The organism is Necropsobacter rosorum (genome assembly GCF_964241405.1).
Classification (GTDB): domain Bacteria; phylum Pseudomonadota; class Gammaproteobacteria; order Enterobacterales; family Pasteurellaceae; genus Necropsobacter; species Necropsobacter rosorum.
Window position 1 is genome coordinate 40,352 of record NZ_CAXSXF010000001.1, and the last position, 11,741, is coordinate 52,092.

The following is an 11,741-nucleotide window of genomic DNA, read 5'->3' on the forward strand; positions in this document are numbered from 1 at the left end:
AAAAATAACACCGCAAAGTGAAGGCTCTGCGGTGTCAGTATAAAAAGTGCGGTGAATTATGCCAGAATTTTATTCAACTCGGCACTGACCTGTTCGACATTCTGCGTGCCGTCCAAACGGAAATACTGCGTATTGCCCGCTTTAGCTTCCGCCTGATAATAATCCACTAACGGCTGAGTGGTGTTGTGGTAAACCTGCAACCGATCCAACACGGTTTCCGGTTTATCATCGGCGCGAATAATTAAATCCTCACCGGTAATATCATCTTTGCCTGCCACTTTCGGCGGATTATACACAATATGATAAGAGCGGCCGGAAGCCTGGTGCACGCGGCGTCCGCTCATACGTTCTACAATCACTTCATCCGGCACATCGAATTCCAGTACATAATCAATGGCGATACCGGCGTTTTTCAGAGCATCGGCTTGTGGAATCGTGCGCGGAAAACCGTCTAATAAAAAGCCGTTGGCACAATCCGGCTGAGCCACGCGATCTTTAACCAATGCGATAATCAAATCGTCCGGCACCAATTTTCCCGCATCCATTAAGGTTTTTGCTTGTTTGCCCAATTCGGAACCGGCTTTAATCGCGGCGCGCAGCATATCGCCGGTGGAGATTTGCGGAATGCCGAATTTGTTCATAATAAACTGCGCCTGAGTGCCTTTTCCCGCTCCCGGCGCGCCTAACAGAATAATTTTCATTATAAAATTGACCTCGTTAAACAAAAAAACGGTTATACGATACCCTGCTTAAGTCACAAACTCAAGCCTGAAATACGATTTTACCGTTCTTTTAACCCGATCGCCGCGTTGCAGCGGCAAAATATGCTTCGTTACCGGTAAAAACCGATTATTTACCGTAGTTTAGGCTACTTAGCTAACTCAGTAGCGGCCGGGGACTCCGCCGTTTTCTTTCTGAATTTATCCAGCCATAATAAAAAGTTGGCATAAACCGTGCCGGCAACGGAATGCCAGACACAAGCCACCGCACACACCACCGCGGATTCGGGAACCGCCGGGAAAAATTTCATGCTTAAGCCAGTGGCCAGACCGGCATTCTGCACGCCGACTTCAATCGAAATGGTTTTCTTTTTCGCCAGACTCATGCCGAAAACTTTACCGGCTAAATAGCCCAATCCATAACCGATAAGATTGTGAAATGCGATACACAATAAAATGATTATCCCGGATTGCAGAAAATAATCGCCGTACAACGCTACCACGCCGCCGACAATAAAGGCGAAATTAATCACCGCAACGCCGGGCATCAGCTCGCGGATATTCCGGAACCATGTTTTCCGGTGCAGCGTCATATTCAAAACGGAACCCACCACCACCGGCAGCACCGTTACCTGCAGCATAAAGGTAAACATTGCCCAGCCGTTCATTTCCACATGCTGGCCCAGCAAATAATTCAGTAACAACGGCGTCATTACCGGCGCTAAGATGGTCGAAACCGTGGTCATCCCGACGGAAAACGCCACATCACCCTTGCATAAAAAAGTCATAATATTGGAGGCGACGCCGCCCGGACAGGAACCGACTAACACCAGCCCTAAGGTCAGTGCGGGAGAAAGATCAAAACTGTCGGCAATAAAAATCGCCAGAAAAGGCATCACCGTATATTGCGCGACGGTACCGATAAAAATATCGAACGGACGCTGCGCCAGAATTTTGTAATCCTGTTTGCCTAAGGTCATACCCATAGACAGCATAATAAGGCTTAACACCACAATTTGCGCATCGCCTTTTACCCAAGTGAATAATTCCGGCTGATAAAAGGTGATGGCCGCCAACAGAATAATAAACAGCGCGGTAAATCTTGCCAGTAAACGGCTTAATTGGATCATAAACGACATCATTGCTTCCCTGTGTAGTATAAAAATCAGTAAATAACACGCTCAATTACCGCCGACAAGCTGACAACTGACGGTGAATTTATCACTAATACTTACTGAAAGCAGGGGTAAAGTCAATATCAGTTTAACGATTGCGCCGCTTAAATTATGCGGCTTGCCCTAAAAACGCCAGGCTTTATTCGGCATGCCAGGGCGCGACCCAAATTAAGCACAACATGCCGGGCACCGCCAACCAGAAACAGAGCCAGAAATAGTCGTAATAGCCTAAATAATCGATCAACACGCCGGCCTGCGTATTCAGCGTGGCGCGCGGCAGAGCGGATAAGCTGGTAAACAGCGCCAATTGGGTGGCGGTATAGAGCGGGTTGGTTTCCCGCGCCATAAAGGCCACGAATGCCGAAGTTCCCAGACCGATACCGATATATTCCGCCGCCACCACCAGCGTCAATGCCAATAGCGCAAAACGATCCACATTGTCGAAAGGCCCCAGTTTCGCCAGCCAGGCAAAACCGAGAATGGTGATAATCTGCACCAGGCCGAACAGCCATAAAGCGCGGTTAATGCCGATTTTCAGCATAATGATTCCGCCTGCGATACCGGCGATAATCATGGGCCACAAAGACGCATTTTTCACCACCAGCCCGATTTGCGTCATACTGAATCCCATATCCAGATAAAACGGCGAAATCAGCGCGGTCGCCATACTGTCGCCCAGTTTATACAGAAAAATAAACGCCAGAATGCCCACGGCGGAGGCGATGCCTTTACGACCGAAAAATTCTCTAAACGGCTCAACCACATTGTCTTTTAAAGTGCGGTCGGTTTTGAGCGCAATTTTCGGTTCCCGGCTTAAGAACAGCGTCATAAAAATGCCGGGCAGCATAAACAGCGCGGTGATCATAAACACCGTTTGCCAGTTAAAATGATCGGCCAGAATCAGTGACAGCGATCCCGGCACTAAGCCTGCGACCCGATAAGCGTTGACGTGAATGGAATTGCCTAATCCCAGTTCATTATCGGGCAGAATTTCCCGCCGATACGCATCCAGTACGATATCCTGACTGGCGGAAAAAAACGCACACAGCACCGCGACCGCCGCAATCAGGGTCAGACCGAAGCGGCTGTGCGGATCAAGAAAGCCGAACAGCGCCAGAAAAAGAATTAACAATAACTGTGAAATCAGCATCCAGCCGCGGCGGCGACCTAAAAACGGCGGAATATAACGGTCGAGCAGCGGCGCCCAGAGAAATTTCCACGAAAACGGCAAGGTAACCAACGTAAAATAACCGAGCGTCGCCAGATCAATGCGCTCGGCACGCAGCCAAATCGGCAATAGGGAAATAATAATATATAACGGCAGGCCGGAACTGAAACCGGTAAAAATACAGATCAGCATGTTACGGCTGAAAATCTGGGAAAGTAAGCCCGGTGTTGTCGATGTCATATTAAAAAGTGCGGTGTTTTTTAAATTTTTTTCCGATATCGTTAAACGGTAAAAGCGAACTGAAAATACGCCTAAATAGTGCAACGGTGGCTTTTCAAATACCGTCAGCGCCAAGCAAGGCCGGCGCTAACGGCGATGATGTTTAATCACGATACCCTTGCGGATTGTTTTTCTGCCAGTTCCAGGTGTCTTTCATCATTTGCATTAAACCGCGTTCAGCGCGCCAGTTCAATGCTTTTGCCGCCCGTGTCGGATCGGAATAACAGGTGGCGATATCGCCCGGACGGCGGTCAGTCAGTTTATACGGAATCTGAATGTCATTTGCCTGTTCAAAGGCTTTCACCATATCCAGCACGGAATAACCGACGCCGGTGCCCAGATTATAAATATGCAGCCCGGCGTCATCTTCATGGCGATTCAGCGCTTTCAAATGGCCGACCGCTAAATCCACCACATGAATATAATCGCGCACGCCGGTACCGTCATGGGTGTCGTAATCACTGCCGAATACGGATAACTGCGGCAGTTTGCCGATAGCCACCTGACTGATATAAGGCAGCAGATTATTCGGAATGCCGTTCGGATCCTCACCGATTAAGCCGCTTTCGTGTGCGCCCACCGGATTAAAATAGCGCAGAATGGTAAAGCTGAATCGCGGCTCGGCTTTGGCGATGTCGGTCAGAATCTGCTCCACCATTAATTTAGAGGTGCCGTAAGGGTTGGTCGTTCCGCCCACTTTGCAGGTTTCCGTAATCGGAATAATTTCCGGATCACCGTAAACGGTGGCAGACGAACTGAACACGAAATTCCATACTCCGGCTTTTTTCATTTCCTGCACTAACACCAGCGAACCGGTCACATTATTCATATAGTATTCCGCCGGTTTCTGTACACTTTCACCCACCGCTTTCAGACCGGCGAAATGAATCACCGATTTGATGGCATTTTCGGCAAAGATTTTCTGCAAAAGCGCCGCATCCAGCACATCACCCTGATAAAATTTAACGTCTTTGCCGGTAATTTGGCTGACGCGTTCAAGGGATTTCGGCGATGAATTACATAAATTATCCAATACAACAACATCTTTCCCTGAATTTAATAATTCGACCACGGTGTGCGAACCGATATAACCTGCGCCGCCTGTCACTAAAATCGTCATTATATTCTCCTAATTTGTTTACTGATCTCCGAACGGACGTAGTATAGAACATTTTGCTGCAATGGGAAAATTATTCATTCGGTTCAAGCGATTTTATACATAGATATTATTTATTGAACTTTTCATCAAACCTGATAGTCTTATGCTGTAGTAAATGACATGCAGAGTTCATTTACATTTTCGGAAATCCTATGGAGTTTATTTTATGAAAACTATTGTAAAAATTGCATCGCTGGTATTAATCGTCACCGCTGTCGCCGCCTGTAACGGCATGTCCAGAACGCAGAAAAACACGGCTATCGGTGCTGCGGTAGGTGGTGTGGCCGGTAACGTTATCGGTAATTCGACCGGCGCAACCTTAGGCGGTGCGGCACTCGGCGGCTTAATCGGCAGCCAGGTTAAATAATTTAAATTTCCCGACTTTAATGAAAGATCTGTTAAGCAGATCTTTTTTATTGCCCGTTTTTCATCGCAAACGTTTACTCTTCAAGACTTTCAGGTAAAATACCCGCGATTTTAGATTATTTACACAGGGTATTTTATGTCTTTGGAAAAGCATTTTGAGCTTGCGCAACGCGGTTCAACCGTCCGTCAGGAAATCATTGCGGGTCTGACCACCTTTTTAGCCATGGTCTATTCCGTTATCGTGGTACCGAATATGCTGAGCGCCGCCGGTTTTCCGGCAGAAAGCGTATTTATCGCAACCTGTCTGGTGTCCGGTCTCGGTTCTGTTTTAATCGGCTTATGGGCCAACGCCCCGATGGCGATTGGCTGCGCCATTTCTCTCACGGCATTTACCGCCTTCAGTCTGGTGCTGGGACAGCATGTCAGCGTGCCTGTCGCCTTAGGTGCGGTCTTTTTTATGGGCGTAATCTTTACGCTGATTTCCGCCACCGGTATACGCGCCTGGATTTTACGCAATCTGCCGGCAAGCATTGCTCACGGCGCGGGAATCGGAATCGGGCTGTTTCTGTTATTAATTGCCGCCAACGGCGTCGGCATCGTTGTGGGCAATCAAGCCGGTTTACCGGTAAAACTCGGCGATTTTTCTTCATTTCCGGTATTAATGTCGTTAATCGGTCTTGCCGCCATTATCGGTTTGGAGAAAATGCAAATCAAAGGCGCGATTTTATGGGTGATTATTGCCATTACCCTGATCGGCTTAATTTTTGATCCTCAGGTCACATTCGGCGGTGAGATCTTCAGAATGCCAACCTTCGGCGAACAATCGCTGTTTTTAGAACTGGATTTAATGGGCGCCTTACAACCGGCTATTTTACCGGCCGTTTTCGCCTTGGTGATGACCGCAGTATTTGATGCCACCGGCACGATTCGCGCGGTAGCCGGTCAGGCGAACCTGCTGGATAAAGACGGGCAAATCATTAACGGCGGCAAAGCCCTGACCTCCGATTCGGTCAGCAGTCTGTTTTCCGGTATTTTCGGTACCGCTCCCGCCGCGGTGTATATCGAATCTGCCGCCGGTACTGCCGCAGGCGGTAAAACCGGGATCACCGCCATTGTCGTCGGGGTCTTGTTTTTACTTATGCTGTTTTTTCAGCCGTTAGCCGGTTTAGTCCCCGGTTATGCCACCGCACCGGCGTTAATGTATGTCGGTTTATTAATGTTAAGCAACGTGAGCAAACTGGATTTTTCTGATTTTGTGGGCGCAATGAGCGGTCTGGTTTGCGCCGTATTTATCGTATTAACCGCCAACATCGTGACCGGCATAATGTTAGGTTTTGCCATGCTGGTTATCGGTCGTTTGGTGAGCGGTGAAGTGAAAAAACTCAATCTGGGTACCGTTATTATTGCCGTTGCCTTAGTGCTGTTCTATGTCGGCGGCTGGGCAATTTAACCTTGCGAGAACATCAAAAAGGGCTGAACAACATATTCAGCCCTTTTTCGTCTCAATCTTCAATCTGTTAATCAGTCAACCTCTACCGGTTTGACAATCTCGCTCGGATAGCATCCCAATAATTTTAAATAACTGCTGTACTGCTTTAATTCTTCGAATGCGGTCTGGGTTGCGGGATCATTGATATTGGCTTCAATTTCCAGATAAAACATTTCTTCCCACGGTTTACCGTAAATCGGGCGGGATTCCAGTTTAGTCATACTGATATTATGGCGCTTAAACACCAATAACGCTTCCACCAACGACCCGGCCTGCTGCGGCGTACTCATCAGCAACAGCGTTTTAGCCCGAATCTGTGGCGACACGGCGACCGGCTCTTTAGCAAGTACGATAAAGCGGGTAATATTATTTTCCTGATTGGCGATATCGCTTTGCAATACCCGCAAACCGTATAATTTACCGCCGTCTTCGTTGCCTAACGCGGCAATATTCGGTTTATTCAGACTTGCCACCAATTCCATCGCATGCGAACTGCTTTCGCAATATTCGATATGAACCCGCTCAAGGCTGCGGATAAACCGGCTGCATTGCTGTATCACCTGCGGGTGGCTGTATAGCACATCAATTTTCGTTAAATCGTCCTGCTCGTTCACCAACACGCAATGTTTAATCGGATAAGCTAGTTCGCCGACCAGCGATAATTCCGTATGCTGCAACAGATCATACACTTCATTAATTGAGCCGGAGGTGGTGTTTTCCAGCGGCAGCACGCCATAATCCGCCTCGCCGTTTTGCACTTTGTCAAAAATCTGTTCGAATGAACTACAGCTGAGCTCAATGAATTCTTCCTGATAACGCGTAGCATAACTGCGTGCGGCAAGGTGCGAATAGGAACCGCGTTTACCCAGAAAGGCAATATGAATCCGCTGTTCGCGCTGGGCATTCAGCTTTTTCTGCAAGTAAACCTGCTGGGTTAATACCGAATCTTCAATAATTTTCTGAAAAACCTTCGTAATATACTGCGGTTCCAGCTGATAATTTTCGTTTTCCGCAAACTGCACCAATTCCTGTAACAGCTGCTGTTCGCGCTCGACATCGCGCAGCGCTTTTTGGGTCGCTTCTTTACTGCGAACCACATCAAACGCCAAACGATGCCGTTCGGATAACAATTTCAGCAAGCTGCGGTCGATCTGCGTAATCTGCCGGCGAATTTCACTTAACTCAAGAGCCATATTTTTGTCCTAATAACAATCTCGGAGATTAAGGATAAACAACATCATCTTTCGGATCAAATGTCGCGGCATCAATCGGCGAATTTTTAATAAAAAACGCTTTCAGCACGTCCGCATCCACAAAGCCGGTATTCACATAGCTCGGCTTATTTGTGACCACCGGATAACCGTCGCCGCCCGCCGCACAATAGCTCGGCAACGAAATACGATAGGTTTTGTGCAAATCAATCGGCTGCCCCTGAATTTTCACCTGTTCGACTTTTTTCTCGGCACGGTTCACTCGCATCGAAATGCCGGCAAATTGCGCATAAGCGCCGGAATCCACCTCTTTTAACGCCACCACGTTCAGATAATCCAGTAATTCGGCTCCGTTCAATTCCACATAGCTGATGATATTGCCGAAAGGCTGAACTTTCAAAATATCTTTATAAGTGACATCGCCTTCCTGAATCGAATCGCGAATTCCGCCGGAATTCATAATGCCGACATCAGCCTTAACGCGTTCACGCTGCGCTTCCGCCACTAATCGCCCCAAATTGGTCTGACGAAAACGCACCGCATCGCGATCGCCGAGCAACAGCCCTTTGCTCTCGCCGACTTTCACCCCCAGCAATTTATCGCCCTGATCCTGATAGGTTTTCAGCAACGCAAGCAACTGCGCATCTTGCGGGATTTCTTCAGCGTACAAAATATAATCGGTTTTACCGTCCGCGGTCTTCACTTTTTGTTTCAGGTTTACCGGAATCAGCTGATAATTCACCAGTTTCAAGTCACCGTTTTTAAACTCAAAATCCGCTCTGCCGACATATTTCCCCCATTCGCCGGCCTGCATAATCCAACTGCCGTTCTGGAAATCCGGCATGCAGGGCGCGGTCGGCTGATATTTTTCAATAAATACCCCGTTCGCATCCACACATACCGTATCATGGGTGTGACCGCCGATAATCATATCGAAAGATTTCGGCGGCAGGTTGCGAGCCAGACTGACATCGCCCGGCGCATTCGAACCGTGTTTGGCGTTGTAATAATAGCCCATATGAGTCAACGCGATTTTGACATCGGGTTGTATTTTTTCATCTAATTCCGCCAACACTTGCTCAGCGGTTTTAGTCGGGTCGGCAAATTTGACCGCCCCCATATATTCAGGATTACCCAGTTTGGCGGTGTCCTCCGTCGTGAGCCCCACTACCGCGATTTTTAATCCCTGTTTATTCAGCACGGTATAAGGTTTCACCCATCGCTGAGAACTGTCGGCATGATAAACATTGGCGGCCAGCAGCGGAAATTTCGCCCATTTTTCCTGCATATCCAACAGCTGCAACGGATTGTCGAACTCGTGGTTGCCTAAGGTCATGGCTTCATAACCGATGATATTCATCCCTTCAATATCCGGCTTGGCATTTTGCAGATCCGATTCGGGTACGCCGGTGTTGATGTCCCCTGCATTCAGCAACACCACCGCACCGCCTTTTTGCTCAACCTCGCGCTTAATCCAGTCAATTAAGGTTTTCTGTGCCGCCAAACCGTATTCGCCTTTATCATTCGCCCAGAAATGGCCGTGTAAATCGTTGGTGTGCAGCACAGTGAAACGATAGATCTGATCCGGTTGGTAAGCCATCACCGCGGAGGCATACAAACCAACAATCAATGCACTGAATTTCACTAACTTTTTCATATTAATCACCTTTCAAAAACAGCAGTATTATGGCATCACGCACAATGTTGTTATTCTGCCGCGACAGGTCGATGCCGGCCTTCCGGACATATAAATGAATTATGCAACGACGATATCATACCGAAAAACAGAGAAAAAACCGACCGCACTTTTTTAGCGGGCGGACAATAAAAAAGCTATATTCCGTCGAAATATAGCTTTTCCCGCATCACAATCAATCAGATTAACACTTGAATCGGCGCCACATAACCCTGAGGCACTTGCGCTTTGTCGTCAAAGGTGACGAACTCCCACGCAGTCTGATTGGCCAACAGCGCTCTCAGCAATTTATTATTTAAACCGTGCCCCGATTTATAGGCTTTGAAATCGCCGATAATATTGTAACCCGCCATATAAAGATCACCGATAGCATCCAGCATTTTATGCCGCACCAGCTCATCTTTAAAACGTAAACCGTCTTCATTTAAAATACGGTAGTCATCCAACACGATCGCATTATCCAAGCTACCGCCCAGCGCCAATCCCTGTGATTGCAGATACTCAATATCTTTCATAAAGCCAAATGTTCTGGCGCGGCTGATTTGCTGAACAAACGCCTGCGCGGAGAACTCCAGCACATAATTACGCACGTTTTTGCTGATCGCAGGATGTTCAAAGTCAATGGTAAAGTCCAGACGGAAACCGTTATAAGGTTTCAATTCCGCCCATTTATCACCGTCTTCAACCCGAACCGGCTGTTTTACGCGAATAAATTTCTTCGCCGCATTCTGTTCTTCAATACCGGCATCCAGCAGAAGATAAATAAACGGACTTGCACTGCCGTCCATCACCGGAATTTCCGGCGCATCGACTTCAATAATAATATTATCGATGCCCAATCCCGCCAATGCGGCATTCAGATGTTCAACCGTAGAAATCCGCACGCCTTCTTCATTAACCAGACAAGTACAAAGCATGGTATCACGCACCGCATTGGCATTCGCCGGGAATGTGACCGGCGGATTTAAATCGGTACGGCAATAAACCACTCCGGTATTTGCCATGGCCGGGCGTAATGTCAAGGTGACCTTATTACCGCTATGCAGCCCGACACCGGTGACTTTAATGCTTTGTTTTAATGTTCTTTGTTTAATCATAATTTTTTTAACCTATTGTTAAACAACAAGATTAATATATAAATTCTATTTTTCAGGGTGACGTATAAAATTTGCCGCGTTAAACAGGTTCTCGTCTTTTTTCAGCGAGTTCAGTCTGTCCGTAATCGGCGTATCCAAAATATTGCGATCGGCAAGATTAGCCGGCCGATTCGGCACTTGTTCCTGCCCATGGGTTGATGCGTTTTGACCGTACTGCCCGAAACCGCCCTGATTCGGTTTTGCATTCGCCTGTCCCATCGGTTGCGACACGCCTTGGGTACGCGGCATAATCTGAATATCCGGCCCTTCAATATCACCGATACCGGTGGCTACAATCGTCACCCGAATTTCATCAACCATTTCCGGTACTAATGTGGTACCCACCACGACCGTCGCTTCATCAGAAGCAAAAGCCCGGATAGTATCACCGACAGTATAGAATTCGTCCAGACCGAGATCCATCCCGGCAGTAATATTCACAAGTACGCCGCGCGCACCGGATAAATCCACATCTTCCAGTAACGGACTGGCCACCGCATCCTGCGCCGCTTTTTCCGCTCGGCCGTCAGTCGCCGCACCTTGCGCCACACCGGATCCCATCATCGCACGGCCCATTTCCGACATAACGGTACGCACATCGGCAAAGTCCACATTAATTAAGCCCGGCGAAGTAATCATATCGGAAATACCGGTTACCGCATTGCGTAAAATATCGTTCGCTGCCGCAAACGCATTTAGTAAACTGATATTTTTACCCAGTACTTTTAATAATTTTTCATTAGGAATGATAATCAGGGAATCCACATGCTTGGATAATTCCTTAATTCCCATTTCGGCAAACTGCATGCGTTTTTTCCCTTCGAAAGAGAACGGTTTGGTCACCACCGCAACAGTCAGAATACCTAATTCTTTGGCAATTTGCGCAACAATCGGCGCCGCACCGGTTCCGGTACCGCCGCCCATACCGGCAGCGATAAACACCATGTCGGCACCTTCCAGCATTGCACGGATAGCTTCCTGATCGTCTTCCGCCGCTTTGCGGCCGACATTCGGATTCGCACCGGCACCTAATCCTTTGGTGGTTTCGCCACCGATTTGCACCGTTTGCTGTACATTACTTTTACGCAATGCCTGCGCATCCGTATTGACCGCGTAGAAAATAATTCTGCCGTGTTCATCTTCCGGTGTCGGATAAACAAGTTCGTCGCTATCGATGACCGTACCGCCAATATTATTTTTAATCATATTAGCGACCATATGATTCACCGCGTTACCGCCGCCGCCGCCGACACCAACAACTTTGATAAGCGCACCGTTCATATCGCCAAGATCGTAATCAACCGGTTCAAACATATTTATTCTCCGTCAATGCCAATTCTCGG

General features: G+C 47.9%; 10 protein-coding genes. 2 read left to right on the plus strand and 8 right to left on the minus strand.

Annotated features, from left to right (window positions below):
• Positions 1-56: 56 nt before the first annotated feature.
• The 4 genes from adk to galE all read right to left on the minus strand — a co-directional run bounded on the left by adk (position 57) and on the right by galE (position 4,461).
• The gene (gene adk, locus ACESOH_RS00200) at positions 57-701 is read right to left on the minus strand and encodes an adenylate kinase (RefSeq protein ID WP_373098896.1); all 645 of its coding nucleotides are present in this window, start codon (positions 699-701) and stop codon (positions 57-59) included.
• 167 nt (positions 702-868) lie between these two features.
• Positions 869-1,858, minus strand: coding sequence for a bile acid:sodium symporter family protein (locus ACESOH_RS00205; RefSeq protein WP_373098897.1), 990 nt, complete (start codon positions 1,856-1,858; stop codon positions 869-871).
• Between the two features lie 175 nt (positions 1,859-2,033).
• On the minus strand, positions 2,034-3,302 hold the full coding sequence (locus tag ACESOH_RS00210) for an AmpG family muropeptide MFS transporter (RefSeq protein WP_373098898.1): 1,269 nt from the start codon (positions 3,300-3,302) through the stop codon (positions 2,034-2,036).
• Positions 3,303-3,444: 142 nt separating this feature from the next.
• The gene (gene galE / locus ACESOH_RS00215) at positions 3,445-4,461 is read right to left on the minus strand and encodes a UDP-glucose 4-epimerase GalE (protein ID WP_373098900.1); all 1,017 of its coding nucleotides are present in this window, start codon (positions 4,459-4,461) and stop codon (positions 3,445-3,447) included.
• Between the two features lie 205 nt (positions 4,462-4,666).
• Between galE and ACESOH_RS00220 the strand changes: the two genes are divergently transcribed.
• Positions 4,667-4,867, plus strand: coding sequence for a YMGG-like glycine zipper-containing protein (locus ACESOH_RS00220; protein ID WP_032091890.1), 201 nt, complete (start codon positions 4,667-4,669; stop codon positions 4,865-4,867).
• A 135-nt stretch (positions 4,868-5,002) separates the two neighbouring features.
• The gene (locus ACESOH_RS00225; RefSeq protein ID WP_032091889.1) at positions 5,003-6,316 is read left to right on the plus strand and encodes an NCS2 family permease; all 1,314 of its coding nucleotides are present in this window, start codon (positions 5,003-5,005) and stop codon (positions 6,314-6,316) included.
• A gap of 71 nt (positions 6,317-6,387) precedes the next feature.
• Here ACESOH_RS00225 and ACESOH_RS00230 read toward each other — a convergent pair whose 3' ends face one another.
• The 4 genes from ACESOH_RS00230 to ftsZ form a co-directional block, all read right to left on the minus strand.
• Positions 6,388-7,548: a chorismate mutase gene (locus ACESOH_RS00230; protein ID WP_373098902.1), complete on the minus strand. Its 1,161-nt coding sequence runs from the start codon at positions 7,546-7,548 to the stop codon at positions 6,388-6,390.
• A 28-nt stretch (positions 7,549-7,576) separates the two neighbouring features.
• Positions 7,577-9,223 carry a bifunctional UDP-sugar hydrolase/5'-nucleotidase UshA gene (ushA, locus tag ACESOH_RS00235; protein WP_373098904.1) on the minus strand — a complete coding sequence of 549 codons (1,647 nt, stop codon included), beginning with the start codon at positions 9,221-9,223 and terminating at the stop codon, positions 7,577-7,579.
• A 218-nt stretch (positions 9,224-9,441) separates the two neighbouring features.
• A complete protein-coding gene (gene lpxC, locus ACESOH_RS00240) occupies positions 9,442-10,359 on the minus strand; it encodes a UDP-3-O-acyl-N-acetylglucosamine deacetylase (protein ID WP_032091886.1) in 918 nt (305 codons plus the stop codon).
• 45 nt (positions 10,360-10,404) lie between these two features.
• Positions 10,405-11,712, minus strand: a complete 1,308-nt coding sequence (ftsZ, locus tag ACESOH_RS00245) for a cell division protein FtsZ (protein WP_032091885.1) — start codon at positions 11,710-11,712, stop codon at positions 10,405-10,407.
• Positions 11,713-11,741 lie beyond the last annotated feature (29 nt).